The sequence below is a fragment of the Deinococcus carri genome (assembly GCF_039545055.1).
Lineage (GTDB): Bacteria > Deinococcota > Deinococci > Deinococcales > Deinococcaceae > Deinococcus > Deinococcus carri.
Map to the genome: position 1 here is coordinate 193,864 of NZ_BAABRP010000001.1, position 25,324 is coordinate 219,187.

Genomic DNA, 25,324 nt, shown 5'->3' on the forward strand with positions numbered 1-25,324 from the left:
TGGCCTCGGGTTGGCGGTACAGCCTCAGATCGTCGTCAGCTCGTAGGCGGCGTCACGGGTGCCGGTGCCGCGTTTGACCAGGTGCCCTTCCAGCACCAGGCGGCGCAGCACCCGCCAGGCCTGCTGGGTGTTCAGGTCGCAGGCGTCCCGCAGCTCGCGGTTGCGGACCCGGCCCCGTTCGCGGGCCAGCGCCAGCGCGACCGCCCGCACCTCGGCGGGGGTGGGGCCGCTGGGGTCGGGTGCCGCGCGGGGGGCGCGGGGCTGGCGGGGAGGCGACTCGGGCCGGAGTGGTGCGGTCGGCTCGGCGGATTCGCTGCTGCGTTCCTGGGAACTGGTGTCCTGCCCCGTGGTAATAGGTGCGCTGCGGCCCAGTGCCCGCCGCACCTCCTGGGCGAGCGTGTAGGCGATGCCGCGCCCCACCCCCGAGCGGGCGATCAGGCCGTGGTCCTCCATGCCGCGCAGCAGCCGGGGCGTGCGGTCCTCGGGGAGTTGCAGGGCGCGGGCGAGGGCGGCGCGGGTGGCCTCCCCCTCGCGGGCCAGCAGCGACAGGACGATCAGCATGTCCAGCGAGAGGGTCTGCATCTCCTCCTGCTTGCGGGCCACGAAGCGCACGAAGTCGGCGTCGAAGCCCGGCGAGTGCAGCGCGAGCGTCACCGCGTCGGGGTAGGTTGTGTACTCGGGCGGTTCCTTGCCGCAGCGCAGCATCAGGCCGTACATCTTGTCCACGCCGACGCCCGCGCGCTCGACCAGCCCCAGGCGGGCCAGCACCTCCGCCAGCAGCGGATTGCGGCGCTTGGGCTGGTGCCGCAGGATGTTGCCCGGCGTGATGCCGCCCGGCAGCCCGCCCGGATTCATGATCTCCAGCCGGTCGGGGTAGTGGTGCACATGCACGGCGTCGCGCAGGGTGTAGTCGCGGTGCGTGAGGGCATTGAGCAGCGCCTCGCGGTACACCGCCTCGTCCTGATCCCACACCTCGATGCGGAAGAGGCCCACCTGCACCGGCGTGAAGCGGTTGCGGGCCTGAATCAGCTCGGCCAGCCGGGTGAGCAGCGCGGGGATGGGCCGCAGCAGGTCCTCCCGGAACTGGAACTCCACGTCGGGCGTCTGGTGGTGGTAGAAGCACACCTCCGCCTGGGGCACGTGCGCCCGCAGTGCCGCCGGGGTCCCGGCCAGCAGGATGCCCGCCAGCGTGGGCCGCAGCGCCCCGTTCGAGGGCAGCAGCAGCCCCAGCTCGCGCAGGAAGTCCAGGTCGGGCAGGTGGCCCATGCCGCCCCGCTGTCCCAGGCCGCGCAGCCGGGCCACCTCGTGTGGGTCGAGGTCGGCCAGCGAGGCGTCAGGCGGCACCACCGCCGTGTAGTCCTGCTGGGGCACCGGCTCGCTCTCGGCGGGCGTGACGGGCACGAGGTGCGCGCCGTCCCAGGCCAGCACCGCGCCGTCGGGGGCGGCCAGCACATAGGGGGCCTGCGGCACGAACACCGCCAGCACCTTCGCCCCGCCGGGCTGGCGGTGGTGCTGCACGTTCACGGTCAGCCGCCCGCCCGACAACTCGAAAATCGCGTGCGTGACCATCAGGGGGTGCAGCTCACCCGCGTCGCGCTCGCCCGTTCCCTCGGGTGCCCCCACCAGGATGGTGCCGCCCCGCGCATTCGCCAGGCCTACCGCGTACCGCGCCAGCTCCTGCGGCGTCACGTCCAGCGGCAGATGCACGCACGCCGGCCCCGGCGGGGGCAGTACCCCCAGTGGGGAAATCGCGTTGCCAGAATCGAGCGTCACAAGAGGGAAGTATAAGGGCAGCGGCCAGTTCTCAGTGGTCAGCTCTCAGCCGTCAGCCCCCGCTCCCACGACCCTCCCCGCCCAGAACCGCTCCAGCCCGGCGACCTTGCCCGCGCCGTCCAGCCACACCAGCGCGACCCGCGCGCCCGTGCCCCACAGCACCGCCGCTTGGCCGAAATCGTTTCCCCAGGCCACGGCCTGAGACAGCTGTGCGCCGGGAATCAGCAGGGCTTCCTCGCGCCACTGGCCCTCGCCGTTATGGGCGGGGAGGGGAGAGAAACCCCCGGCACGGACGCGGGCGAGCAGGTCGGCCGCGTCCTGGGCGTTGGTGGCCTGGAGTGCCCGCGCAGCCCCCGGATTCCAGGCGGTGACGATGGCCCACGGGCCACGCGCCCAGGAGGGAGCCGGCCTCCGCCGCTCCTTCAGCCGGAAGCGCTCCTGGGCGGTGCCGTAGGTGGTGCCCAGAAAGGCGGCGCGCAGCCCGGCGCTCACGGACGGGCGACGGTGGCGTCCACATTGAGCAGTTGCATGTCGCGGAAACGCAGGGTGATCTTCACGTGCTGTCCGGCGCGGAACTCGCCCGCGACGGCGATGCGGTAGGGCGTGTCGGCATTGACCAGCAGGGTGCCGGGCACCGGGATGGTGCTCACGCCCTCGCAGCGCGGCGTGCATTTCAGCAGGCGGGCGCGGCCCTGGCCGCTCCACACGCCGGTCAGCTCGTCGTCCACCCGGGCCAGGATGCGGCCTTCCAGCACCGCCCCCCCGAACGAGGGCCGCAGCCCCACCTGGGCGGCGGGCAGGCGGGCGGCCAGGGCGGCCCCCAGCAGGGCCAGCAGCGCCGCCGGTCCCGCCCACCTCATGCGGCCCCTCATCCGGCGTCCTCCCCGCTGTCTTCCGCACTGTCTTCCGTGCCCGCCGGAATGTCCACCTCCGTCTTCATCAGTTCCCGCAGGACGCTGGTGGCAAAGCTGCCCCTGGGGAGGGTAAAGGCCACGGTGTAGCCGTCCTCCTGGGGATGAACCTCCGTGTCCTCGGGAAACACGCGGGTCAGGCGGCGGTCGCCCCGGCGTGAGGCGAAGACCTCGGGCGAGAGGCCGAAGGCGGCCAGCGCCTCGCGTTCCAGTTCGCCCGCGTCCAGGGTCAGGGGGCGGGCCTTTTTGCCGAACAGCGTGCCGGTGGCGCTGACCTCGCCCCGCTCGGCGCGGGGGGACTCGGCGGCAGCGTCCTCGACCAGAAAGACGCCCCCCGTGTCGTGCTTTTTCGCCATGTCGCCCGCGAGCAGCCGGTCGAAGACGCCGCGTGCCAGGCGCAGGCTCAGAAACTGGTTGAACACCAGACTCTGCACGCTGGTGGTCAGGAAGCGGCGCACGCGCGGGTCGCGCAGGCCCGACTCGCCGCGCAGCACCCGCAGCCCCTCCTCGGCATTCAGGCCGTGCAGGCCGAAGCGCTGCGGCCCGAAGTAGTTCGGCACGCCATGCACGATCAGCAGGGCCAGCGTGGTCCGCGCCCCCTCCGCCGTCCCCGCCGCGTCCCGCACCCGCACCACGAAGCGGTTGCCGCGCAGGTGCCCCAGCCCCAGCTTGTTGCCGTGCCGCCGCGTGTCCAGCACCCGGACGCCATCCATACCGAAGGCGGCGAGGCGGGCCTCGTACTTCGCCGGCAGGCTGATCCATTGGGTCGTCACCGCGTGGCGGTCCTTCAGCCCGGCCACACCCACGTCCCGGTCGCGCACGCCGAGCTGGGCCGACAACTCGCGCAGCACATGGGCGGTGGTGTGCCCCGTCTTTTCCAGATGCACGAAAAGGTGTTCGCCCTCGCCCGAGAGGGGATAGGCGGGCACCTCCTCCACCCGGAAATCCTCCGGCGCGGCCCGCAGACGGCCCCCTGTGCCAGGGGTGTCCGTCAGCGCGGCGAGCGCCGACCAGTCAAAAACCAGACTCACGATGTGGCCCACCATACGCCAGCCCGTGCCGGACGGCGTGAGAGGGAAAAAAGCGGAGGGGCGACCTCCCCGGTGGAAGGTCGCCCCTGGAGGGGGAAAGCGGCTTAGCGGGTGGCCGGTTCCGGCGTGGTGGCCGGGGCGCTGCTGCCGGTCTGGCCGCTGCTCTGACCCGCGCCGGTGCTGCCCTGCTCCGCGCTGCCCTGCCCAGCGCCCCCCGGTGTGACCGGGTTCGCCGGAGCCGGGGTCTTGGGGGTGGCCGCCGCCACGCGCTTCTCCTGGGCGGCCAGCACCTTCTGGAGGTTGTTCACGGGCTTCAGGGCGGCGACTTCCTTCGCCAGGTAGGCGTGGCCGACCTCGCCGCGCTTCTGGGCCAGCACCTGCTCCCGAATCCGGTCACGGACCTCGGCCAGCGGCTGCACGGCGGCGCGCTTGAGGTCGGTCACGTAGGCGACCGAGTAGCGGTTGCCCACCTTCACCACGTCGCTGAGGCTGCCCTCACCGGCGGTGCGCAGGTCCTTGGCGGTGAACACGGCGGCTTCGAGGGCCGGATTGAGGGTGCCGGGGGCCTCGGGCGTGCCCGGCTGCACCTCGCCGCGCTCGCTGACGGTGCCGCCCGCCTTGGACGCCGCCGCCACGAAGTCGCCCTGGCCGTTCCAGCCCTGGCGGAAGGCGAGCGCGGCCGCACGGTCCGCGAAGCTGGCCTCGCTGACGGTGGCGCTGGCGGGCGTCTCGAACAGCTTGGCGTTCTGGAGGTAGAACTTCTGCACATCGGCGTCGCTGACTTTCACGTCACGCGCACCGTAGGCGGCCAGCGCGGCGGCGAGTTCCTGGCGGGTGCCCACCAGGGGCAGCTTCTTTTGCCCCACGATGGTGGGGGCCGCGTAGCCGTCGATCAGCTGCTCCACCACCTGCGGCTTGAGGATGCTGTTGGCGAGCTGCGCCACCTGCTCGGCGGGCACCTGCCCCATCAGGTTGGCGAACTGCTCGTTGCCCGCGACCTGCGCCACCACGTCCGAGTAGGGGACATTCTGGCCGGCCACGCTGGCGACCGCCGGGTTCTCGGTCTTCCAGTTGGGATCGATCACCTCGATCTTGGCCCCGCGCTCCAGGCCCGTCACCCACTGTTCCAGGGCGGCGTCCTTTTTCTGCTTGGTCACGGCGGTCACGGCGTCGGCCCTGGCCTGCGCGAAGGGCTTGGTAGCGGGCGGCAGGTACTTCTCGACCTTCACGATGTAGAACTTGCCGCCGCTGGGCACCACGTCGGTCACGCCGCCCTGGGTCAGGGCAAAGGCCGCCGTGCCGACCTCGCTGGGCAGGGCCACCTGCGCCACGGGGCGGGGGCTGCCGTTTTCGAGGGGACCGAGCGCGCCGCCGCGGTCCTTGAACTCGGTGCTGTTCTGGCCGGCCAGCTGCGCGAAGTCCGCGCCGCTCCGCACCTGCGCGAGCAGGCTCTTGGCCTTGGCCTCGTCGCTGACCACGATCTCGCGGCCCACGATGCGGGCGTCGGTCTGGAAGCCCTGGGGGTTCAGGTCGTAGTACATCCGCGCCTCGGCATCGGTGGCCGGCGGCACGGCCTTCTGGAGCGCCTCGATCTTGCGGTTCACGGCCAGTTGGTCGCGGGTCTGCTGCCGGAAGGCCGAATCGGTCAGGCCCGCCTGTTGCAGTGCGTCCGTCCAGGCCTTGTTGTCGGTGAGGTTGTTCTGCTCGCGGACCTTTTTGACCTCTGCGTTCACGTCGGCGCGGCTCACGTCGATGTCGGTCGCCGCCTGCGTGACCAGCGCCTGGCGCACCTTCTGCGCGACCACCAGGGTCTTGAAGTCGTCGGCCAGCAGGCCACTGTCGACGCTGCTCAGCACCGGGACGCTGCGGCGCACCGCCTCAAGTTCCTCGGCGGTCACGGTCTGGCCGTTGACCTTCAGCGCGGGCGTGCCCTTGGTCTGGCTGCCGAACATGGAGCCGAGATTGGGCGTGAACTGGTAGGCCATCCCGACCACCAGCAGCAGTGCGAGAACGCCCAGCAGGACGTTCACGGCCTTCTTGTTCTTCACTTGATCTCCTTCCGAGTGCGTGCTACGTTACCTGGGCTTTGCGCTCGTAGCTCAGGTGGATAGAGCGTTGGCCTCCGGAGCCAAAGGTCACTGGTTCGAGTCCAGTCGAGCGCGCCACCCACCCTCAAGACGCCACCCGGACGGGTGGTGTTTTTGTTGGCTGCGCCCATGCGGTCAGCACAGGCGCGGCGGGTGTGAGGGACCGGCTCTGAAGGCACACGCGGGCGATTCTAGCACGCGCCCCTGGGGCCGCATGAAGTCAAAAATAGCGTCCTGCGCGAGCTTTTCCGCCTCGTTCTCATCTTGGGCGTGCCGCCGCGCTACCCTGGGGACATGAACCTGCTTTCCCTTCTGGAAGAGCTGCCCGGCAGCTATGCGGGGCCGGTCCAGCCCGAACCCGGTCCCCACGGTCTGATCGGGGTGGGCGAGGGTGCCCTGGCCGCCCACCTGGCCGCCACGCTGGTGCCCGCCACCCTGGTGAGGGGCGGCACGCAGTTCGTGGTGTCGAGTGCCGACGCGGGGGACGCCGCGCGCGACTATGCGGACCTGGCCGAGGTGGCGGGCGCGGCCGTGCGCCGGGTCAGCACCGGCGGCAGCGCGGGGGAGGTGGACGTGCTGGTGCCGGGCGGCGTCACCGTGACGTACCACGCCGCGCAGTACCTCGCGCACGCGAGCGGGCACGCGGACCAGGCGGAGGAGGCCGAACGGCTGCTCGCTGCCCTCCGCGACCGCTGCGCCCCCCACCTCCTGGAAGGCAACCCCGCCCGCGACCTGGCCTGGACACTGTGGGGCCGCGTGCCGCTGCTGCTGGCCGCCGAGGGGGCCGAGGCCCTCCCACACGCCTGGCAGTCGCTGCTGGGGCGGGTGGGCAAGACGCTGGCCGTGCCGCTGCTGGGGGACCCGCTCGCGGTGGTCACCGGGGCCTTCGAGGCGCAGCACGAGAAGGGCGACGCCAAGGTGGCCCTGTTCCTGGGCGACACCGACCCCACGCTCGACGTCGCGCGCGAGGTCCTCGAAACGCGCATCGACGAGGTCCTGCACGTCCCCGCCCCGGAGGGCGGCAACCCCCAGCACCCCAACGGCTACGCCGCGCAGCTCGCCCTGTGGTATTTCGGCGCGTGGGTCGCCGCGTATCTGGCCGAGCGCTACGGCCTGGAGGCGGGCGACCCGCCCATGCTCGCCCGCGCCCAGGCGGCCCTGGCCGGGGACACCGGTCCCGACGCCCTCACGGCTCCCCTGGGAGGCGAGGACGTGCGCCGCACCGAGCTGGTGCGCGACTGGCGCGAGAACCGCCCGGACGAAGGTGAGGAGGAGGACTACGACGAGGACCTGGACGAGGACAACCCCGAGGAGGACTGACACGGGATGGCGTTGATTCCTGGGAACTGACCTAGCGAACTGGACAGCTCCGAGGGAGAGCGAGTGGTACTACCGGTGGCAGGACAGGCAAGCGGCCACCGCTGAGCCTCGGACTACATCAAATCCGGCGCTCTCCCGGATGTTCCGAAATCAGAGCAGGCTGGCGGGGAGGCCGCCGGGCTGCTGCGCTAGCGCCCGCGCCAGCCGGATAACTTCCGTCAGGGCCGCCCCGGAATGAACCGAGGCGAGAAACTGCTCACTCAGGCGCTGGCCCTCCCCGACGGTCCTGGCCTCCTCGGGCAGGCGGAGCAGGGCCTCCGCGACCTCGCGCCGTGCCTGACAGCGCAGCTCGAAGAGATCGGGAAGCGGTCGTTCGGCGGGCAACATCATGCCCTGATCATGCCGGCGAACAACTGACGCGCCTCTGACAGGCCGCGAGGCTCAGGTCAGGCTCAAGGCAGGGTGGCCCGGCATGAGAGACGGCAAGCGCCACACCGGCTCATACTGATTCCGATTGAAGGGGGTTGAGAACACCCGGAAATCCGACCAGAGGGAGAAGGAACAAGGGCGGATTTCGGGAGATGGATGAACAGGCGGTGCCCTCCCGACTGTTCAGGAATTGGACAGAATCCGTATCAGATGAGATTAAGTTGATTCGCTGATATTGAGATGACTTATCTGCCCCCTCTCCCCCTGCGGGAGAGGGCTGGGGAGAGGGGGCGACCGGGCAGCTTGCACGCTTCCCGGATGCCAAGGACTCATTTTAACTCCGTATCAGTCGTCCGCCGCGCTGACTTCCAGGCGCTCGGCCTGCGCCTGCGGCTCCCCCAGCCCCAGCAGGTGCCGGACGGCGGCATTCCACCCGGCGTCGTCCAGCACGCGGTACAGGTGCGCCCACTGCCAGAGGCGGTAGGCGTCGGCAGCCGCCTCCAGCCCGGCTTCCCCCGTCCCGGGGCGTATCTGCGGCGGCGGGGGGCCGAGGTGCTGGCTGGAGAGGCTGCCCTCCAGCTCGGCCAGTGTCTTCGGGCCGAAGGCAAAGGCCACCCGGCCCGCCTCCAGCCAGCGGGTCAGGTCGCTCTCGGCGGGCAGGGCGTACAGGATCAGCTCGCCGCCCGGGTGGGGTGCGCCGGGCGAGAGAAGCGTCAGGCCAGGCACCTGATCGCGCAGGTACGCGGCGACCGGCCCGTCGGCGTAGGCGCTGGCCCCGGCGCGCAGGTGGCTCATCGCCTCCCTGGGGTCCAGGCGGGGGAGGGCCGGGGCGGCCGTGAAGGGGGTGTCCAGGCCCAGGCGAGCGGGAGCGCGCAGGGCCTGCCCGTGCAGTTCCAGGCGGTTCTGTCCGCGCCACTCGCTGCGGACCAGATGGGTGGCGAGGTCCCGTTCGCCGGGGGCCGCGTCCTGCTCGCCGTGCTTGATACCGCGCAGCGCCCCGACCTGAAATTGCAGGCTGTCGCCCCGCTTGCCGACCAGCCGGGTGCCGGTCAGTGCCCCCCGCACATGCCACAGCGGCGGTGTGTGCCCGGTGCCATAGGGTTCGAAGGCCGCAGCCTCCGTGACCAGATCGAGCGTGGCCCCTGGCGTCGGCAGCGGCGCGTCCAGCCGCCAGGCGGGGACCGGGCGCGGAAACTGCCGGGCGTAGCTGTGCAGCCGCTCACGCAGGGCCGGGAAGTTCCCCTCCTCGACCGCGAAGCCCGCCGCGCCGGGGTGCCCGCCGTAGCGCCTCAGCAGGTCGTGGCTGTAGCGCAGACCCTCCACGGCGCTGATGCCGGGGGTGCTGCGCACCGACCCCTTGCCCTGCGCGACGATGTAGACGGGCTTGTAAAAGGCCTCGACCAGCTTGCTCGCCACGATACCCATCACGCCCGCGTGCCAGTCCGCCTTCGTGACCACGATGGCGGGTTCCTCCGGGTCGGCCAGCGCCAGCGCCTCCTCGTACATGCGGTCTTGCAGCACGCGCCGCTCCTGGTTGCGCGCTTCGAGATAGGTGGCGAGGGTGCGGGCCTCGTGGTCGCTGCCGGTGGTCAGCAGTTCCAGCGCCAGGTCGGCCTCGCCCAGCCGCCCGGCGGCGTTGACCAGCGGGGCCAGCAAAAAGGACACGTCCCGTGCCGTGGGGCGCTCGACCTTCTTGGCCCTCAGGAGGGCCTGGATGCCGGGCAGGGACGAGGTGGCCAGCGCGTCCAGCCCTGCCCGCACCAGCGCGCGGTTTTCCCCGATCAGGGGCGCGACGTCCGCGATGGTCCCTAGCGTCGCCACGCCCGTCAGGTCCAGCGGGGCGGGCAACCCCAGGTCCTCACGCACCGCCCAGAGCAGGTGGTAGGCCACCCCGGCCCCGGTCAGGTTGTGGAGGTCGGGGTCGTAGCCGGTGGTCAGGTGCGGGTGAACCACCAGGCAGTTTGGATAGTCCGGCCCCGGCGCGTGGTGGTCGGTCACGATAACCTCCACCCCGCGCGCGAGCAGCGACCGCACCTCCTCCAGGTTGGTCACGCCGCAGTCCACCGTCACCAGCAGGTCGCAGGCGGCGGCGTGTTCCTCCAGCTTGTCGGGGTGGATGCCGTAGCCCTCGTTCAGCCGGTGCGGAATGAAGCCGTGGACCTCGGCCCCCAGCTCGCGCAGCCCCAGGACCAGGGTGGCGGTGGCGCTCACGCCGTCGGCGTCGTAGTCGCCGTGAATGCGGATGCGCTTGCCCGCTCGCACCGCTGCCACGATGCGCCGCGCCGCCTCCCGCAGCGCTGGATTGGGCGTGAGGGTCAGCGGCGGGTCGAGGAGGGCGGGGGTCAGGCCGCGCCCGTGCAGCACCTGCGCCAGCGGCGGCGAGACGCCCCAGCCCCGCATGCTGTCCAGCAGCACCTCCCGGCTGGCCGGGGGGGCCAGCAGCCAGCGGGCCTCGGGCAGATCGGAGCGGGGGCGTTTCATGCGGACTCCGGAGGGGCGGGGGTCAGCTCGTTCGCCGGGGGCACCGGGGTGCCCAGCCGGGCCTGAAGGGCGGCGGTCAGGCGGCGTTCCAGCGCGGCACGTTCGCGCGCGGCCTGGCGGCGGCGGTGGCCGGCCAGCCACAGCGGGGGCAGCAGCAGCAGCCCGGCATACGCGGCTCCCAGGACCATGAACAGCGCGACCGCCTCGCCCACCGGCCATGCCAGTTCGCCCTGCCCGAATGGCAGGGGCAGCCGCACCAGCACAGGGTTCTCCAGCGCGACCAGCAGCAGATAGGTGCCCAGGGCGAGCAGCAGCAGCACCTGAACGAACTGCACGAGTCGCATGGGCACAGTCTAGAGCATTTGTCTGGGAGCGTCCTTCTTTTTGCCCGCACAGCAGGGAGAAAGGGGCCGCTGGGGTGTCTTACCGGCACAGCAAAAAAGGCCCCACGGTGGGGGCCTTGAGGGAGAGGTGAGGGTTTAGAAGTAGAACTTCAGGCCGGCCTTGACGGCGGGCACGAAGCCACGGTCCGTCGCGGTCGTGGAGTTGGTCAGCGCGCCGGTGCCCTTGTTGCTCAGGTAGTAGCGGCCGTTGCCTTCCACGAAGGCGGCGATGCTGTTGGTGACCTGGAAGTCCACGCCCACAAGACCGTTCACGTAGGTGTCGGTCACGTTGTTGGTGGTGTTGGGGGCGCGGTTGGTGCTGCTCGTGAGGCCCAGACCCACGCCCACGTAGGGCTGGATGTTGCTGCCCGTGTTCAGGCCGAAGGTGGCGTTCACGTCCGCCGAGATGGCGTTGCGGCCGGGCTTGTAGTCGGCGGCGATGCGCGCCCCGAGCGGCCCGACGATCTGCGTGCTGCCGATCATGCCGCCGAAGCTGGCGCAGTAGTTCACCGCACGGCCACCGCTGCCCAGCGTGCAGGTGGTGTTGCCCGCGCTGCTCGCGCCGACGTTCACGCCCGCGTACAGGTTGCCGCGGGTCACGCCGTTGGCGACGTTCGTGTTCGTGGTGTTGTCGATCACGACGGTGGTCGGGGTGGTGTCGGTGGTGACGGTCCCGGTGGTGGTCGTCGTGGTGCCGGTCGTGGTGGCACGCTGCTCCAGGGCGGCGATGCGCTGCTCCAGAGCCGCCGTGTTCGCCGCGGCACCCGCCGGGCCAGCGGGGCCGGCAGGACCCTGGGGACCGGCCGGGATGTTGCGCACGGCGGCTTCCAGCGCGTCGATGCGGGCGGTCAGGGCCGTCACGTCAGCGCCGGCGGCACCGGTGCCCAGCGCGGTGATGCGCTCTTCCAGGGCCGTGATGCGGGCCTGCTGGTCGGCGGACAGGCGCTCGAGGTCGGTCACGCGGGTGCTGATGGCGGCCAGCTCGGTGCTGACTTCCTGCATGCCGCGGGTGATGGTGGCGAGGTCGGTCTGCGACAGGCTGCCGCTGCTCAGTGCGCCGGTCTGGAGCAGGCGGTAGAAGATCAGGGCGGCCTGGTAGCGGGTCAGGTTCTCGTTGCCGCGGAAGGTGCCGTCGGGGAAGCCCTGGATCAGGCCGCGCTGCGTAATGACGTCCACGGCGTCCTTGGCCCAGTGGCCCGCGGGCACGTCCGTGAAGGTCGTGACCTGGGTGGCCGCGGTCGTGGTGGTCGCAGGCGTCGTGGTCGCGGGGGCCGTGGTGGGGGTCACGGGGGTGGGCGTCGTGGTCTGGGCGCTGGCGACGCCGAGGCTGAGGGCCAGAGTGGACGCGATCATCAGGGACTTGTGCATGAGGTTCTCCTTCTTTCCGCACAGGTACGGCAGACCGCCCCTGGTGCATGGGCACACCGTAGGCAGGCCGCGTGAGTGCCCTGTGAATCGTAACAGGAGAACCATCTCGCACAGTGCTGCTTTTTTCTCAACCTGACGCCCTTGCCCTATTAGTAAGGAGGCCATGAGAGGCTAGCGAAAGAAGATGAGGAAGAGAAACGGCCACCAACGCGGTATTTTCAAGCATAAGATGAGAAATCCTACCGAACCTTCAGCCTTCAGCTTCATGAGAAAACGCTCATGACCCCTCAGAAGGTGGAGGGAGCGTGTCAGGCGGGTGGAGCTGCGGGGCGGGGGCGACCGGTGTGGGGTTCCGGGGTGCGGCAGGTGGGGAACAGTCCCCGTATACTCGCGCCCATGAGTCAGATTCACGTTCGCGCCCAGCCCGGTGACGTGGCCGAGCATGTGCTGCTGCCCGGCGACCCTAACCGCGCCCGCCATATCGCCGAGACATATCTGGAGGGGGCGACGCTGTACACCGAGCACCGGCAGTTGCTGGGCTTCACGGGCACCTACCGGGGCGTGCGCGTGAGCGTGCAGACGACCGGCATGGGCTGCCCGAGCGCCGCCATCGTGGCCGAGGAACTGGCACGATTGGGAGCGCGCACGCTGCTCCGGGTGGGCACGCTGGGGGGCGCGACACCACGGGTCCAGCCCGCCGACCTGGTGATCGCCACCGCCGCCGTGCCGGGCGACGGCACCACCCGGCAACTGCTCGGCGGCGCGCCCTATGCCCCCGCCGCCGACTTCGAGGTGGTCGAGGCGGCCGTGCAGGCGGCGCGTGCCCAGGGGGTGCCCCACCACGTCGGGCTGGTCATGACGGAGGACGCCTTCTATGCCAGTACGCCCGAACACGCCCGCCTGTGGGCCGCACGCGGTGTGCTGGGCTTCGAGATGGAGGCGAGCGCCATCTTCCTGGTCGCCGCGCAGCATGGGTTGCGGGCCGGGTGCCTGACCGCGTGCAGCAACGACATAGGTGACCCCCAACTCGTGCCCGCCGAGGTGCTCGCCGGCGGGGTGGACCGCATGGTCCGGGTGGCGCTGGACGCGATTGTGGCCCTGGACGGGCGGTGAGGGCTGCCGGCGAAGATGCGGGCTTTCCCGCGTTCCGCCGCCGCCTTCCGTGTCAGGATTGACCCATGACGATGCTCGACGAACTCGAATTCCGCAACCTGCAACTCGACCAGCATGGTCCCCTCGCCGTGCTGACGGTCAACCGGTCCAAGGCGCTGAACGCCCTGAACGCCGACACCCTCAGCGAGATTTCGCAGGCGGTGGAACTGGTGATCGAGAACCCGGAAGTCGGCGCGCTGATCATCACCGGGGGCGGCGACCGCGCTTTTGTGGCGGGGGCCGACATTAGCGAACTCGCGCAACTCGGGGACGTGTACGCGGGGCGCGAGCTGTCGCTGGCCGGGCAGGACGTGATGCACCAGATCAGCAGCCTGCCCATCCCGGTGATCGCCGCCGTGAACGGCTTCGCGCTGGGCGGTGGCCTGGAACTCGCCCTGGCGTGCGACGTGCGCGTGGCGTCCCCTGGTGCGAAGCTCGGCCTGCCCGAAGTCACCCTGGGGCTGATTCCGGGCTTCGGCGGCACGCAGCGCCTCGCGCGCCTGATCGGGGCGGGGCGCGCGCTCGACCTGATGCTGACCGCCCGGCAGGTGGGCGCGGAGGAAGCCCTGGCCCTCGGCCTGGTGAACTACGTGGCCGACGACCCCCTCAGCAAGGCGCGCGAGGTGGCCGAAGCGATGCTGAAAAACGCGCCGATTGCCCTCTCGCTGGTCAAGGAGGCGGTGCGCCGGGGCCTGGACACCACGCTGGAGGCCGGGCTGGAGGTCGAGGCCGACCTGTTCGGCATGACGGTCGCCACCCAGGATTTCCGCGAGGGCACGGCGGCCTTCCTCGCCAAGCGCCGCGCGGCCTTCCGGGGAGAATAGGAGAGCCGCGGTGAGTGACGAGAGGCAGGAGGCCGGACAGAGCGGCGTGTCCGACGAACCCAAGTTCACCCTGAGCGTCGCGGACGGCAACGTGCAGGAGGTGGAGGGCCGCCGCCCCGACGCGGAGATGCCGCCCCCCCTGCTGGAAGCGAAGCGGACGGTGGAGTTCACCACGCCCCGCGCCAAGCTGATCGAGGAGGCGCACCGGGCGATTCACGGTGACCTGGCGGGCTATCCCCGCGCGCTGGCGGCCTACGAGGCCCTGCGCGCCGACCCCGAGGCGCTGGCGTCCTGGGACATGGCGAACTACGTGACCATGCGCAAGCTCGGATACAACGACCACGGGCGCGTGCATGCCTTTATCACGGGTGCGGCCAGCCTGGCGATCACCGAGCTGCTGCTGGAAGCCGGGGTCCGGCCCGACATCATGGAAAGCGGGGTCGGGGACGCCGACGACGTGTTCCTGGCCGTGATCCTGGGCACCATGCTGCACGACATCGGCAACCAGATTCACCGCGTCTCGCATGAGCAGCACGGCGTGATGCTGGCGCTGCCCATCGTGGACCGCATCATCACGCCCATCTATCCCGATCCCTTCAAGCGCACCAAGGTCCGCTCCTTCATCCTGGGGGCCATCGACTGCCACGACCTCAACCCGCCGCCCCTGACGCTGGAAGGCGGCATCACGGCGGTCGCGGACGGCACCGACATCACCAAGGGCCGGGGCCGCAAGGCCTTTGCGCTGGGCAGCGTGGACATCCACTCCATCAGCGCGCTGGCCGTCGATCAGGTCGTGATCGAGAAGGGCCGCGAGAAGCCGGTGCTGATCAGCGTGACCATGAACAACTCCGGCGGCATCTTCCAGGTGGAGGAGGTGCTGGCCCCCAAGGTGATCCGCTCGCCCATGCAGAAGTATGTGGAACTGCGCGCCACCACCCGCGAGGGGGGCGACGAGCAGATTCTGCGCCGCGTACGCCTGGAGGGCGACCACTTCGTGATGGACCTGGAGGACGGCGAGCGTGTCTCGGTCGAGGTGGAGGACCCGCAGAAGCAACTGGCCCAGGCCGCCCTGGAGAACCTGGGCCTGGGGGTCGAGCGCCGCTAGGCGCACCTGCCGGAAAGGCCCCCTCTCCCCTTGCTTCGCAAGGGGAGAGGGTCAAACAATGGGCCGTCTTTACGACCCGCACTCTGACCTCTCAGCAAGGCCCCTCCCCGCACCCTGTTTGACTGGCCGCTGGAGGCTGGGAGCTGGCCGCTCTCCTTCCCAGGAACGTTTCCCCAGCCTCACGCCGTCAAACTGTGCCCAGCCTTCACTTGCTGGCTGGTGAAGTTCCTTACACTGCCGGGTGATGAAGGTCTGGGTGTCTGGTCTGGCTGCCGCCGTCTTGCTCGGCGGCGCACTTGCGATGGGGGTTGCGGCCCAGGACGACGGCAAACTCGCGCCGGGCCTGCGGGTGGGGGGCGTGGAGGTGGGCGGCCTCACCCGCGAGGCGGCGCTCTCGGCCCTGGCGGCCCACGTCCCCACGCCGCCACGGGTGACGGTGACGGCGGGTGGCCGTTCCTGGACGGTGGGGGCGGACGCCCTGGGCTGGCAGGTCGACCCGCGCGCCAGCGTGGACGCCGCCCTGCGTGCAAGTGCCACACGCACCCTGATGGAGCGAATGGAGGGGATGCTCGGCCAGGCTGCCGTGCCAGAGGTCCCGTTCGTGACGCGGGTGGACCTCAACACGACCCTGGCGGGCCTCAAGGCCCTGACCGGCGACGTGAACAGCCAGCCGAAGAACGCGGCCATCCTCTTCGACAAGAACGCCCGCCGGTATGTGGTGACCCCCGACGCGCCGGGCCGCCGCCTGGACATGGCCGCCGCCGCCAACACCTATGCGGCCAGTCCCAACCTGACCACGCTGACCATCCCCGTGACCGAGTGGAAGGCGCAGTACACCGCCCAGGCCCTCCAGGCCCAGGCCGACCTGGGCAACAGGCTGATGCGCCCGCTGACCGTGGGGCTTCAGGGTACGGGGCGTGCCGGGTCCCTGACGCCCCTCCAGGTGGCCGACCTGTACTGGGTGCGCGAGACCGGCATCGTCCCCGACGAGAAGACCATCGCGCGGGCCTTTGCCCGCCTGACCGACGCGGTGGACCGCCCCGCGCAGAATGCCCGCTACGCCGTGGAGGGCGGCAAGCTGGTCAAGGTGAAGGAGCAGGCGGGGCGCGTGGCCGACCGGCAGGCGGCGCTGGCGGCCTTCCGCAAGGCGGTGCTGGACCCCGCCGCGCGCACGGTCACGCTGCCCAGCCGGGTCAGCCATCCCACCCTGACGGCGGCCAAACTCCCCGACCCGGCACAGATGGAGCTGATCGCCACCGGCACCAGCACCTACTACGGCAGCAGCCGTGAGCGCCGCATCAACGTCGCCAACGCGGCGGCCAAGATCAGCGGCGTGGTGGTGCCTGCCGGCGAGAACTTCAGCTTCCTGCAGGCGCTGGGCAGCATCACGCCCGACAACGGCTTCGTGGGGGGCCTGATCATCAGTGGCGGGCGCACTGTGGACGGCCTGGGCGGCGGCGTGTGCCAGGTGTCCACCACCACCTTCCGGGCGCTGTACCAGGCGGGCTTGCCGGTCGTGGAGCGCAACCAACACTCCTACCGCGTGAAGTACTACGAGCCGCAGGTGGGCTTCGAGGCTGCCGTGTACGACCCCGGCGTGGACCTCAAGATGAAGAACGACACCGGCGCGCCCATCTTCATCCGCACCGTCAACAACGACGCGAAAAGCAGGCTGGAGGTGCAGGTGTGGGGCGTGAAGCTCAGCCGGACCGTCACCGTCAGCCCCGCCACCATCCTCTCGCGCACCGCGCACCCGCCCGCCCAGTACGTGTTCAACCCTAACCTCCCCGCCGGGGCGATGCGGCAGGTGGACTGGGCACAGGACGGCTACAACCTCTACATCACCCGCACCATCAAGGACGCCCAGGGCACCCGCACCGACAAGGTCAGCACCGTCTACAAGCCCTGGCAGGCGGTGTACGAGACGGGGCCGCGCGGCTGAAGTCCTCCTGAAATCCCGGCCGGGCCATCCGCGCTGCTCACCTGCGCGTCATGCCCTGCGGGTACAACGGGAGATATGCAATTGCGATCGCTCTCTCCACTGCTGCTGCTGTCCGCCCTCGCGCTCGCGGGGAATGCCGGGGCGCAGACCCCCGCCCTGACGGGGACCGCCTGGACCCTGACGGGGTTGACCGAGGACGGCCGGACCCTCACGCCGGGCCGCAGCGTCCCGCGCCCCACGCTGCGGCTGGATGAGCGCATGGTCTCCGGCAGCACGGGCTGCAACGTTTACCGGGGGGCTTACGCCACACGCGGCGACCTCCTGCGCTTCGGGCCGCTCGCCACTACGCGGCGGGCCTGCCCCGACCGGGTGGACGGCCTGGAAGCCCGCTTCCTGAACCTGCTGCGGCAGGTGGGCCACTACCGGCTGAGCGGCGGCACCCTGACCCTCTTCTCGGGCAGCCAGGACCGCCTGGTTTTCACAGCGAGCAGCGCGGCCGCCGGCACTCCCAACCCCGGCAGTCCCACCCGCCCGGAGGCCCCGATGAACGCCCTGAACCTGGATGGCACCTGGACCCTGACGGGTGGCACGGCCCTGCGCCCAGCTTCGGGCAATGGCGGCCTGCCCGCCCTGACCTTCGCGGGCGGGCGCGTGAGTGGCACGACGGGCTGCAACCGCCTGACCGGTGACACCCGCCTGAGCGGCGACACCCTGACCTTCGGCCCGCTCGCCACGACGCGGATGCTCTGTGCGCCTGACATGAACGTGCAGGAACAGGCCTTCCTGGCCTTCCTGAGAACGCCCCTGAGGGTGCGCGTGCAGGGCCAGACCCTCACCCTGACGAATGCGGCGGGCCGAACGCTGGCGTTCACCCGGACGGGGACGGCCTCGGGGACGCCGCAGACGGGCGGACAGACCCAGGCGAACACCGCGGCTCTGGAGGGCAGGTACACACTCGCCACCGTGAACGGTGAAGCGGCCCCGCGCACCGCCCAGCCCATCACCCTGTTCTTTCAGGGGGGGCGCATCGGCGGGAGCGACGGCTGTAACGGCTTCGGCGGAGGCTATACGCTGGACGGCTCCCGCCTGCTGCTGGTCGGCCCCCTGGCCAGCACGCTGCGCGCCTGCCTCGACCCCGCGGAGACGGTGAACCTCCCGGCCCTCCTGAACGCCCGCCCCACCCTGAGCGTGTCCCCCGGCGGCCTGACCGTTGTGGCGAACGGCACCACCCTGGTCTTCACCCGTGATGCGGCGGCGCAGGGCCGGGTGCAGATGTGGACGGTGGCTCCCCAGCGGGTGCCCTGCACCGGGGTCGCGCCCATGTCCTGCCTGCGGGTGCAGCGTGACGGCGGCCCCTGGGAACTCTTTTACGGCGAGATCGAGGGCTTCACCTTCCAGCCCGGCGTGACCCAGGTTATCCGCGTGCGCGAGGAGGACCGTTCCGGCCCCGTGCCCGCCGACATCAGCAGCAAGCGGTACGTGCTGGTCGAGGTGGTGGAGAGGCGCTGAGGAGGCGGCCAGCGACCAGCTTCCAGCCCCCAGCAAGAGAGGGAAGGAGGAAGGACGGGGAGTTCACTCTTCCAGGCAGGTCCCTGGCGGCGGCTGGGGCATTACCCCCGCTGGGGGCTGGAAGCTGGCCGCTGGTCGCTCCCCTACGGTTCCCTCCCGGCCGTCAGCCACGCGGCCTCGAATTCCCCCTGGCTACCGGGCGCGTGTGCCCTGGCCCAGGCGGCAGCGGCTGCCACGTCATAGGGCGTGCGGCGGAACTCGGCGGCCCAGGTGCCGTTTCGCCGCGTCAGCAGCACCCAGCGGGCCAGCGGCAGCCCGTCCTTCTGGCGACTGACCGGCCCCGCGTTCACGACCGTCACGCCGTCCACCACCGCCAGCATCTCGTGGTGGGTGTGCCCCACGACGCACACGCGCCCGCCTGCCGCGTAGGTGAAATCGCCCAGCCTTTCTCGCACCTCGCGGAAGTGGGCGGGCCGGGTGGTGTCGTCCTCGCCTTCCTCCGTCAGCAGCAGATCTTCCCAGGGGCTGCGCGGGCTGCCGTGACAGACGCGCACCTCGCCGCCCGCCACATCCACGAAGGTTGGCAGTGCGGCCAGGAGGCCCGGAACCTGGGCCGGAAGCTGGGCGAGGAGCCAGTCTCGCATGGCCGCCTTGCCCTCGCGCAGGCCCGCCACGCGCTCGCCGGTGTTGCCGCGCACGTTGACAGGGGCGTGTTCGGCCTGGAGTGCCCAGGCCCCCGCCGGGTCCGCCGCGCCCCACACGCTGTCGCCCAGGTTCAGGAGCTGGTCGGGGGCGGCGGCGCGAATGTCGGCCAGCACGGCCTCCAGCGCGAAGCGGTTGCCGTGGACGTCGCCCAGGATGGCGAGCCTCATGTCATTGGCCCCCCGCCCTGGGTTTCCAGACGGCGGCGAAGAACAGTCCCATCAGGCCGCAGAAAAAGACGACGTTGAAGAGGGTCTGCCCGGCGCTGAAGGCTGGACTCAGGGCACGTTCGGTAAACTGCGTCACGGCGTAGGGGGCCGCGAACCCCAGCGCGAACAGGCCCGCGCGCGGGAGGTAGGTGCGGGCGGACATGGCCTGCGGAAACAGGCGCAGCGGCCCCAGCATGGCGGGAATCAGCAGCAGCTGGGACAGCCAGAACCACGCGGGCAGGCTGGCAAAGCCGTATTGCGTCCCGGCAAAGAGCACGTTGACGACGGCGAGCAGCAGACCCGTCACGAGCAGGGCGCGGGGAAGCGGTGCATTCACCCCGGCATCCTGCCACAGGCTGTCCGGTCTTGTGACCCGGGGCTGCCCCACGGCATCATGGGCGGATGACCGGTTCCGCCTCCAAAGACCCGCTGCACGGCGTCACCCTGGAACAGATGGTGGTGAGGCTGGCCGACCGTTACGGCTGGGAGGGCCTGGCGCGCCGGGTCCCTGTCCGCTGCTTCCAGCATGATCCCAGCGTGCCCTCCAGCCTCAAGTTCCTGCGCAGGACGCCCTGGGCAAGGGCGAAGGTGGAGGCGCTGTACGTGGCGCTGGTGCGCGACGAGCGGGAGACGTGAGCTATGGGCTGTGAAAAAGATGGCTCACGCCAAAAGCGAAAGCTTCCGGGGCTGGTTCACAGCTCATAGCTCAAGGCTCATAGCTTTAACGTGGCCTGCCGCTCAGCGTGATCAGCGTGTGGCCGTCCGGCTGGAGGTCCGCCACGTACTGCACCCGCTCGCCCGCCCGGCCCAGGAAGACGGCGAACTCGTCGCCATCGTCCTCCGCCCCGCCTTCGGGAACGAAGCCCGCCGCCTGGAAGGCCGGGAGCAGGGCGCGGGGGTGCCAGCCCGGCAGGCTGTACTGCTCGACCCGCGCAAAGCCCCCGCGGACCTCCTGCCGGTAGCTCCGGCTCTGCGGGCAGCCGGGGGTGAGGCCCGCGGGCACCGGGGCCAGGCCCCACACCTGCCCGGTCTGCCCTATGCAGTACAGCGGCCCCCGCCAGCGCGCCTCCCGCGCGCCCCAGACGGCCAGCGCGAGGAGGGCGAGGACGGGGAGCAGCAGGAGCAGGGGAGAGCGGCGCTTCACTCCTGGCTGGTGATAAAGGGCAGGTTGCGGTCGAACTGGGAGCGGTCCAGACCGTAGCCGTAGACGAAGGCGTCGGGGATGGTGAAGCCCAGGTACTCGACCGGCACCTCCACCCGGCGGCGGCTGGGCTTGCTCAGCAACGCGGCGACCTTGAGGCTGGCGGGGCCGCGGCCCTGGAGGTAGTGCAGCAGGTAGTTCATGGTGATGCCGGTGTCCACGATGTCCTCGACCAGCAGGACGTGCCGCCCGCTGATCGGGAATTGCAGGTCCTTGACCAGCTTGACCTCGCCGCTGGTCTGCTTGGCGTCGCCGTAGGAGCTGGCCTGGAGAAAGTCGATGGTGCAGGGCATGTTCAGGGCACGCACGAGATCGGCGTGAAACAGGAACGCGCCGTTAAGCACGCAGATCAGGTGCGGGTCCTTGCCCGCGTAGTCGGCGCGGATTTTCTGGCCGAGTTCGGAGATGCGGGCCTGGAGCTGGTCGGGCGTGATCTGCACGGGGCCGTTGCCGGGGGCGAGGCTCATATGCGGCCCAGGCTAACATGCCCTCCCCCCCTCTGGCTTCTCCCCCCCAGGTCTGCCCCCCCGTATACTCCGGCGCATGACGGGCCTGCCTGTGACCCACTTCGACCCCGTGCCCGGCGTGCTGGGCCGCATCGTGCGCGAGCGTGCCGGGGACTACGCGGCCGCGGACCCCGGCCTGGGGGCGGCGCGGCCGCGCACCGGGCGCTTCCGCTCGGCCCTCTCCGGCCCTGACCTCGCCCTGATCGCGGAGGTCAAGCGCGCCAGCCCCAGCGAGGGGGCCATCGCGCCGCTCGACCCCGCCCAGGCCGCGCGCGCCTACCAGGCGGGCGGGGCGGCGGCCATCAGCGTGTTGACCGAGCCGCGGCACTTCGGCGGCAACCCGGAGGCGCTGCGGGCCGTGGTGGGCGCGGTGGCCCTTCCCGCTCTCCGCAAGGACTTCGTGGTCCACCCGGCCATGCTGCGCGAGGCCGCCGACTGGGGAGCCTCCGCCGCCCTGCTGATGGTCAGCGTGCTGGGGGAGGCGGTGGGGCCATACCTGGAGGCGGCCCACCACCTCGGCCTCGACGCGCTGGTGGAGGTCCACGACGAGCGCGAACTGGATCTGGCGCTGGCCTGCGGGGCCGAGATCATCGGCGTGAACAACCGCGACCTCACCACGCTCGCCATCGACCTGGCCGTCAGCCCGCGCCTGATTCGCCGTGCGCGGGAGGCGGGCTTCACGGGTCTGCTCGTCGCGGAGAGCGGCTACCGGACCCCCGCCGACCTGGGGGGCGTGCGCGGCCTGGCCGACGCCGTGCTGGTGGGGACCAGCCTGGCGGCCAGCGGCGACCTGACCCGCGCCGCGCGCGAGCTGATGACCCCTTGACCCCCCCCACCCTCACCTTTCTGGGCACCGCCGACAGCAAGGGCGTGCCCCGGTTCTGGTGCGCCTGCCCCGTCTGCCGGGAGGCCCGCGCCGGGGGCGTGAACCGCCGCACCCGCAGCGCCGCGCTCGTGCGGGGTGGGCCAGAAGTTCTGCTGCTCGACTGCGGCCCCGACCTGCACGCCCAGCTCGCCACCCTGCCCGGCCCGCTGGTGCCCGACGCCGTGCTGATCTCGCACGCGCACAACGACCACCTGCTGGGGCTGGGCGACCTGCTGGACTACGTGCGGTACGCGGGGGGACGGCTGCGGCTCTACGCCCCCGCCGCCGTGATTCCCGAGATTCAGGACCGTTTCGGCTACTCCTTCCGCCGCGGCTCGCCGGTGCAGCCGCTCCCGGAAGGGGGGCTGGAGGTGGCGGGCGTGCGGGTGCGGGCCTTCCGGGTGCCGCACGGGGCCAACGGCCACAGCCACGCCTTCCTGCTGGACCGTCCCGGCTTCGCGGCGGCCTATGTCACGGACGCCATCGACATCCCGGAGGAAGTGGTGCGCGCGTGGCTGACGGACCTCGACCTGCTGATCCTGGGCACGTCCTTCGTGGAAGAGTCCGGCGTGCCCCACGCGGGACGCAGCGTGTACGACGTGCGCGAGGCCCTGGCGCTGCCCTGGGCGCGGGCGGCCCGCCGCGTCTGCCTCACCCACCTCTCGCATGACGTGGATGTGCGGACGCTCGCCCTTCCGGCAGGCTGGACCTGCGCCCGCGACGGCTTGACGCTGCGGCTGTAGCGGGTCCGGCCCGCCGGGGATACACTGCCCGCCATGTGGCCTGGCCTGTACCTGCTGTTCACGCTCGCGTTCGCGGCGGCGCTCCTGGTGCTGCTGTGGCGGCCCGGCGCGGCGCGGGCGCTGATGGTCTGGGGTCTGGCGGCGCTGCTGCCCCTGCTGGCAGCGCTCGCCGGGGCACTGGGCGGGCAGGCCCGCGCCAGCCGCACCCTGGCCGGGTACGTCCCGCAGCCCGTGTGGGTCACCTTCGTGAACGGCCCCGAGCTGCGGACCCTGCTGCTGGACGCGCGGGACGCCGCCTGCGTCGAGCGGGCCGTGCGCCTGCACACCCGCAGTGAACTGCTCACGCCCGAGGGCGACCCGGTGCGGCTGGAGGCCCAGACCCAGGTGCTGGGCACCCTGCCCCCGCAGCCGGTCGTGGAGGCGCTGGGCCTCCAGGGCACCCTGACCTGCCCCGACCTCCGCGCCCTGCCCGGGGAGGAGGAGCCAGGGCACTGAGCGGGGCCTCCTGAAAGCACCTCCCCACGCCCGGCCCCCGCCCAGCAAAGCAGCGTGGGGGAGACGGGAAGAAAGCCTGCCTCCGTTACTCGCCCAAATACCGCCGCAGCTCGTCCAGGCTGTGGCCGGTGCCGATCACGACCAGCTTGTCGTGGGGGCGCAGGTCGGCCTCGGCGCGGGGGGTCACTTCCACCCGGCCGGCGCGGTTGACGGCGATCACCTGCACGCCGAAGCGTCCGGTGAGGTTCAGGTCGCGCAGGGTGCCGCGCAGCCGCTCGTTGGCCTCGATCTCGACGATGGCGTAGTCGCCGCCCAGGTCCAGGGTGTCCACGATGTTGGGCGTGGCAATCTGCCGCGCGAGGCGCACGCCCATGTCGTGCTCGGGCCGGATCACCAGGTCGGCCCCGATGCGCTCCAGCACCCGCCGCGCCATCTCGTCGATGGCCTTGGTCACCACATAGGGCGCGCCCAGGCTCTTGGCGTTCATGGTGGCGAGGATATTCGCCTGCACGTCGGTGCCGATAGCGACCACCACCACGTCGAACTCGGCCACCCCGATGGAGCGCAGGGCGCGTTCGTCGCTGGCATCCGCGACGGCGGCGTGCGTGACCAGGTTCATCACCCGCTCCACGTTCTCCTCGTTGTGGTCGATGGCGACGACCTCGTGGCCCATCTCGTAGAGGGTGGTGGCGACGGCGGTGCCGAAGCGGCCCAGCCCGATCACCAGGCATTGTTTGGTCTTCATGCGGGGGTCCTCTTTTCGTGGGAAGGGGCGGGCAGTGTCGAGGGTGGAGTGATGAGTGATGAGGGGGTGGAGTGGGGGTGCTTTTCCTCATCCCTCGTTGCTCATCACCCCACCCTGCCCTACCCGATCAGGATGTCCTTTTCGGCCGGATAGCGCACCAGATCGCCCGCCTCGCGCCGGTTGAAGGCGACGGCGAAGGTCAGCGGCCCGATGCGCCCCAGGTACATCAGCAGGATGATGACGATCTGCTGCTCCGGATTGAGCAGCGGCGTGGTGTTCATGCTCAGGCCCACGGTCCCGAAGGCGCTCACCGCCTCGAAAAAGAGCTGCACGAACAGCACCTGCGAATTCGTGTTCATCAGCAGCAGCAGGATGAACATCGTGTTCACCAGGCCAATGCTCAGTAGCCCGACCGTCATGGCGCGCAGCACCGTTTCCTGATCGATGCGGCGCTCGAACACGGTGGCGTCGCGGTGGCCGCGCACCATGCTCCAGGCGGAGGCCATCATCACGTAAAAGGTGCTGGTCTTGATGCCGCCGCCGGTGCTGCCGGGATTGGCCCCGATGAACATCAGGATGATGGTGATGAAAATGGTGCCCATCCCCATCGCGCCGTAGTCCAGGCTGTTGAAGCCCGCCGTGCGGGTGGTCACGCTCTGAAAGAAGCTGGCGAGCAGCTTGGTCCCGAAGGGCAGCGGGGCCAGCGTGCGCGGGTTGTTCCACTCCAGGATCAGGTAGGCCAGGGTGCCCAGCAGCAGCAGCGCGCCCATCATGGTCAGCACCAGCTTGGAGTGGACCAGCAACCGGTTGCGCCGGGGACTCAGCAGGTGCGCCACCACGTTCAGTTGCACCAGAAAGCCCATGCCGCCCAGAATGATCAGCAGCGCAATGACGCCGCTCACGATGGGATCGCCCACGAAGCCGATCAGGTTGTCGCTGTAGAGCGCGAAGCCCGAGTTGTTAAAGGCGCTGACCGAGTGGAACACGGCGTAGAAGAGGCCCCGCCCCCAGCCCTCCAGCGGCACGAAGCGGAAGGCCAGCACCGCGGCCCCGGCAGCCTCAATGACAAAGGTATACAGGAAGATATTGCGGATGAGGGGCACCACGTCGCCGGCGCTGAAGGCGCTGACCTGCTGCGCCAGCCGGATGCGCTCGCTGTAGTTCACCCGGCGGCGCGTGATCAGCGCGAAGACGGTGCCGAACGTGATGATGCCCAGCCCCCCCACCTGAATCAGCGCCATGATGATGATCTGCCCCAGCCGGTTGAAATCCTTGCTGGGGTCCAGCACGTTCAGGCCGGTCACGCACAGGGCGCTGGTGGCGGTGAACAGGGCCTGGAGAAAGTTGACGTGGCGGCCCGCCCCGTGGGTCAGCGGCAGCGCCAGCAGCAGCCCGCCCACCAGAATCGCTGCGGCGAACGACAGGGCGATCAGTTGCGGGGGGCTGATGCGCGCCAGCAGGGGTTTGCGGACCCGCGGCGCAGACGGGGGCGGGCCGGACGGGGGCGGAAGGGGAGGGCGCGTCATAGGAAACGCGCGATTCT

Annotated in this window: 25 protein-coding genes and 1 tRNA gene; 11 read left to right on the forward strand and 15 right to left on the reverse strand. The window is 70.8% G+C overall.

Annotated features, from left to right (window positions below; all coding sequences use genetic code 11):
* Positions 1–24 precede the first annotated feature (24 nt).
* The 5 genes from ABEA67_RS01035 to ABEA67_RS01055 all read right to left on the reverse strand — a co-directional run bounded on the left by ABEA67_RS01035 (position 25) and on the right by ABEA67_RS01055 (position 5,763).
* On the reverse strand, positions 25–1,773 hold the full coding sequence (locus tag ABEA67_RS01035; protein WP_345459553.1) for an ATP-binding protein: 1,749 nt from the start codon (positions 1,771–1,773) through the stop codon (positions 25–27).
* A gap of 45 nt (positions 1,774–1,818) precedes the next feature.
* Positions 1,819–2,265, reverse strand: a complete 447-nt coding sequence (locus ABEA67_RS01040) for a DUF3293 domain-containing protein (RefSeq protein ID WP_345459556.1) — start codon at positions 2,263–2,265, stop codon at positions 1,819–1,821.
* The gene (locus ABEA67_RS01045; RefSeq protein WP_345459559.1) at positions 2,262–2,633 is read right to left on the reverse strand and encodes a hypothetical protein; all 372 of its coding nucleotides are present in this window, start codon (positions 2,631–2,633) and stop codon (positions 2,262–2,264) included. Before ABEA67_RS01045 ends, ABEA67_RS01040 begins: the two co-directional genes overlap by 4 nt.
* 8 nt (positions 2,634–2,641) lie before the next feature.
* Positions 2,642–3,730, reverse strand: coding sequence for a tRNA pseudouridine(13) synthase TruD (truD, locus tag ABEA67_RS01050; RefSeq protein ID WP_345459562.1), 1,089 nt, complete (start codon positions 3,728–3,730; stop codon positions 2,642–2,644).
* A gap of 89 nt (positions 3,731–3,819) precedes the next feature.
* Positions 3,820–5,763, reverse strand: coding sequence for a peptidylprolyl isomerase (locus ABEA67_RS01055; protein ID WP_345459565.1), 1,944 nt, complete (start codon positions 5,761–5,763; stop codon positions 3,820–3,822).
* Positions 5,764–5,803: 40 nt separating this feature from the next.
* Between ABEA67_RS01055 and ABEA67_RS01060 the strand changes: the two genes are divergently transcribed.
* Positions 5,804–5,880, forward strand: a tRNA-Arg gene (locus tag ABEA67_RS01060).
* Between the two features lie 216 nt (positions 5,881–6,096).
* The gene (locus ABEA67_RS01065) at positions 6,097–7,122 is read left to right on the forward strand and encodes an SIS domain-containing protein (RefSeq protein ID WP_345459568.1); all 1,026 of its coding nucleotides are present in this window, start codon (positions 6,097–6,099) and stop codon (positions 7,120–7,122) included.
* A 150-nt stretch (positions 7,123–7,272) separates the two neighbouring features.
* On the opposite strand, the gene ABEA67_RS01070 is transcribed toward ABEA67_RS01065, so the two are convergent.
* From ABEA67_RS01070 to ABEA67_RS01085, 4 genes are all read right to left on the reverse strand, one after another.
* The gene (locus ABEA67_RS01070) at positions 7,273–7,512 is read right to left on the reverse strand and encodes a hypothetical protein (RefSeq protein WP_345459571.1); all 240 of its coding nucleotides are present in this window, start codon (positions 7,510–7,512) and stop codon (positions 7,273–7,275) included.
* A gap of 384 nt (positions 7,513–7,896) precedes the next feature.
* Complete coding sequence (locus tag ABEA67_RS01075) at positions 7,897–10,032, reverse strand: single-stranded-DNA-specific exonuclease RecJ (protein ID WP_345459574.1); 2,136 nt, start codon at positions 10,030–10,032, stop codon at positions 7,897–7,899.
* Positions 10,029–10,376 (reverse strand): hypothetical protein, encoded by a 348-nt coding sequence (locus ABEA67_RS01080; protein ID WP_345459576.1) that lies wholly within the window; start codon positions 10,374–10,376, stop codon positions 10,029–10,031. The genes ABEA67_RS01075 and ABEA67_RS01080 overlap by 4 nt, the downstream gene beginning before the upstream one ends.
* Before the next feature lie 135 nt (positions 10,377–10,511).
* Positions 10,512–11,783 carry an S-layer homology domain-containing protein gene (locus tag ABEA67_RS01085; protein ID WP_345459578.1) on the reverse strand — a complete coding sequence of 424 codons (1,272 nt, stop codon included), beginning with the start codon at positions 11,781–11,783 and terminating at the stop codon, positions 10,512–10,514.
* 396 nt (positions 11,784–12,179) lie between these two features.
* Between ABEA67_RS01085 and ABEA67_RS01090 the strand changes: the two genes are divergently transcribed.
* The 5 genes from ABEA67_RS01090 (at position 12,180) to ABEA67_RS01110 (ending at position 18,315) form a co-directional block, all read left to right on the forward strand.
* Positions 12,180–12,896 (forward strand): phosphorylase family protein, encoded by a 717-nt coding sequence (locus ABEA67_RS01090; protein ID WP_345459581.1) that lies wholly within the window; start codon positions 12,180–12,182, stop codon positions 12,894–12,896.
* A gap of 65 nt (positions 12,897–12,961) precedes the next feature.
* Complete coding sequence (locus ABEA67_RS01095; RefSeq protein ID WP_345459584.1) at positions 12,962–13,759, forward strand: enoyl-CoA hydratase-related protein; 798 nt, start codon at positions 12,962–12,964, stop codon at positions 13,757–13,759.
* Positions 13,760–13,769: 10 nt separating this feature from the next.
* Positions 13,770–14,864 carry a phosphohydrolase gene (locus ABEA67_RS01100; RefSeq protein WP_345459587.1) on the forward strand — a complete coding sequence of 365 codons (1,095 nt, stop codon included), beginning with the start codon at positions 13,770–13,772 and terminating at the stop codon, positions 14,862–14,864.
* Between the two features lie 244 nt (positions 14,865–15,108).
* Positions 15,109–16,806, forward strand: a complete 1,698-nt coding sequence (locus ABEA67_RS01105) for a VanW family protein (RefSeq protein WP_345459590.1) — start codon at positions 15,109–15,111, stop codon at positions 16,804–16,806.
* A 75-nt stretch (positions 16,807–16,881) separates the two neighbouring features.
* Positions 16,882–18,315 (forward strand): META domain-containing protein, encoded by a 1,434-nt coding sequence (locus ABEA67_RS01110; RefSeq protein ID WP_345459592.1) that lies wholly within the window; start codon positions 16,882–16,884, stop codon positions 18,313–18,315.
* 143 nt (positions 18,316–18,458) lie between these two features.
* Here the strand turns inward: ABEA67_RS01110 and ABEA67_RS01115 are convergent, their stop codons facing one another.
* The gene (locus ABEA67_RS01115) at positions 18,459–19,187 is read right to left on the reverse strand and encodes a metallophosphoesterase family protein (RefSeq protein WP_345459595.1); all 729 of its coding nucleotides are present in this window, start codon (positions 19,185–19,187) and stop codon (positions 18,459–18,461) included.
* 1 nt (position 19,188) lies between these two features.
* Positions 19,189–19,563: a hypothetical protein gene (locus ABEA67_RS01120; RefSeq protein WP_345459598.1), complete on the reverse strand. Its 375-nt coding sequence runs from the start codon at positions 19,561–19,563 to the stop codon at positions 19,189–19,191.
* Positions 19,564–19,628: 65 nt separating this feature from the next.
* Here ABEA67_RS01120 and ABEA67_RS01125 point away from each other — a divergent pair, with 65 nt between their 5' ends.
* On the forward strand, positions 19,629–19,862 hold the full coding sequence (locus ABEA67_RS01125) for a VF530 family protein (RefSeq protein WP_345459601.1): 234 nt from the start codon (positions 19,629–19,631) through the stop codon (positions 19,860–19,862).
* Positions 19,863–19,947: 85 nt separating this feature from the next.
* On the opposite strand, the gene ABEA67_RS01130 is transcribed toward ABEA67_RS01125, so the two are convergent.
* Entirely contained in the window at positions 19,948–20,370 is a 423-nt protein-coding gene (locus ABEA67_RS01130) for a hypothetical protein (protein ID WP_345459604.1), read from the reverse strand.
* Positions 20,367–20,894, reverse strand: a complete 528-nt coding sequence (hpt, locus tag ABEA67_RS01135; RefSeq protein ID WP_345459606.1) for a hypoxanthine phosphoribosyltransferase — start codon at positions 20,892–20,894, stop codon at positions 20,367–20,369. Before hpt ends, ABEA67_RS01130 begins: the two co-directional genes overlap by 4 nt.
* Before the next feature lie 76 nt (positions 20,895–20,970).
* Between hpt and trpC the strand changes: the two genes are divergently transcribed.
* From trpC to ABEA67_RS01150, 3 genes are read left to right on the forward strand one after another with little or no spacing between them, the layout of a single operon-like run.
* Positions 20,971–21,759, forward strand: coding sequence for an indole-3-glycerol phosphate synthase TrpC (gene trpC, locus ABEA67_RS01140; RefSeq protein WP_345459608.1), 789 nt, complete (start codon positions 20,971–20,973; stop codon positions 21,757–21,759).
* Entirely contained in the window at positions 21,756–22,541 is a 786-nt protein-coding gene (locus ABEA67_RS01145) for an MBL fold metallo-hydrolase (RefSeq protein ID WP_345459611.1), read from the forward strand. The genes trpC and ABEA67_RS01145 overlap by 4 nt, the downstream gene beginning before the upstream one ends.
* 33 nt (positions 22,542–22,574) lie before the next feature.
* Entirely contained in the window at positions 22,575–23,036 is a 462-nt protein-coding gene (locus ABEA67_RS01150) for a hypothetical protein (RefSeq protein ID WP_345459614.1), read from the forward strand.
* Positions 23,037–23,121: 85 nt separating this feature from the next.
* On the opposite strand, the gene ABEA67_RS01155 is transcribed toward ABEA67_RS01150, so the two are convergent.
* Both ABEA67_RS01155 and ABEA67_RS01160 read right to left on the reverse strand, forming a co-directional pair.
* Positions 23,122–23,781 carry a potassium channel family protein gene (locus tag ABEA67_RS01155; RefSeq protein WP_345459617.1) on the reverse strand — a complete coding sequence of 220 codons (660 nt, stop codon included), beginning with the start codon at positions 23,779–23,781 and terminating at the stop codon, positions 23,122–23,124.
* A 119-nt stretch (positions 23,782–23,900) separates the two neighbouring features.
* On the reverse strand, positions 23,901–25,307 hold the full coding sequence (locus ABEA67_RS01160; protein ID WP_345459620.1) for a TrkH family potassium uptake protein: 1,407 nt from the start codon (positions 25,305–25,307) through the stop codon (positions 23,901–23,903).
* Positions 25,308–25,324: the final 17 nt, after the last annotated feature.

Excerpts from the sequence above, each read along its gene's own strand:
- ABEA67_RS01150 (WP_345459614.1), top strand. The coding sequence starts at position 22,575 with ATGTGGCCTGGCCTGTACCTGCTGTTCACGCTCGCGTTCGCGGCGGCG.
- ABEA67_RS01155 (WP_345459617.1), bottom strand. The coding sequence starts at position 23,781 with ATGAAGACCAAACAATGCCTGGTGATCGGGCTGGGCCGCTTCGGCACC.
- truD (WP_345459562.1), bottom strand. The coding sequence starts at position 3,730 with ATGGTGGGCCACATCGTGAGTCTGGTTTTTGACTGGTCGGCGCTCGCC.
- ABEA67_RS01045 (WP_345459559.1), bottom strand. The coding sequence starts at position 2,633 with ATGAGGTGGGCGGGACCGGCGGCGCTGCTGGCCCTGCTGGGGGCCGCC.
- trpC (WP_345459608.1), top strand. The coding sequence starts at position 20,971 with ATGACGGGCCTGCCTGTGACCCACTTCGACCCCGTGCCCGGCGTGCTG.
- ABEA67_RS01125 (WP_345459601.1), top strand. The coding sequence starts at position 19,629 with ATGACCGGTTCCGCCTCCAAAGACCCGCTGCACGGCGTCACCCTGGAA.
- ABEA67_RS01070 (WP_345459571.1), bottom strand. The coding sequence starts at position 7,512 with ATGATGTTGCCCGCCGAACGACCGCTTCCCGATCTCTTCGAGCTGCGC.
- ABEA67_RS01080 (WP_345459576.1), bottom strand. The coding sequence starts at position 10,376 with ATGCGACTCGTGCAGTTCGTTCAGGTGCTGCTGCTGCTCGCCCTGGGC.
- hpt (WP_345459606.1), bottom strand. The coding sequence starts at position 20,894 with ATGAGCCTCGCCCCCGGCAACGGCCCCGTGCAGATCACGCCCGACCAG.
- ABEA67_RS01105 (WP_345459590.1), top strand. The coding sequence starts at position 15,109 with ATGAAGGTCTGGGTGTCTGGTCTGGCTGCCGCCGTCTTGCTCGGCGGC.
- ABEA67_RS01160 (WP_345459620.1), bottom strand. The coding sequence starts at position 25,307 with ATGACGCGCCCTCCCCTTCCGCCCCCGTCCGGCCCGCCCCCGTCTGCG.
- ABEA67_RS01095 (WP_345459584.1), top strand. The coding sequence starts at position 12,962 with ATGACGATGCTCGACGAACTCGAATTCCGCAACCTGCAACTCGACCAG.
- ABEA67_RS01075 (WP_345459574.1), bottom strand. The coding sequence starts at position 10,032 with ATGAAACGCCCCCGCTCCGATCTGCCCGAGGCCCGCTGGCTGCTGGCC.
- ABEA67_RS01110 (WP_345459592.1), top strand. The coding sequence starts at position 16,882 with ATGCAATTGCGATCGCTCTCTCCACTGCTGCTGCTGTCCGCCCTCGCG.
- ABEA67_RS01090 (WP_345459581.1), top strand. The coding sequence starts at position 12,180 with ATGAGTCAGATTCACGTTCGCGCCCAGCCCGGTGACGTGGCCGAGCAT.
- ABEA67_RS01065 (WP_345459568.1), top strand. The coding sequence starts at position 6,097 with ATGAACCTGCTTTCCCTTCTGGAAGAGCTGCCCGGCAGCTATGCGGGG.
- ABEA67_RS01115 (WP_345459595.1), bottom strand. The coding sequence starts at position 19,187 with ATGAGGCTCGCCATCCTGGGCGACGTCCACGGCAACCGCTTCGCGCTG.
- ABEA67_RS01085 (WP_345459578.1), bottom strand. The coding sequence starts at position 11,783 with ATGCACAAGTCCCTGATGATCGCGTCCACTCTGGCCCTCAGCCTCGGC.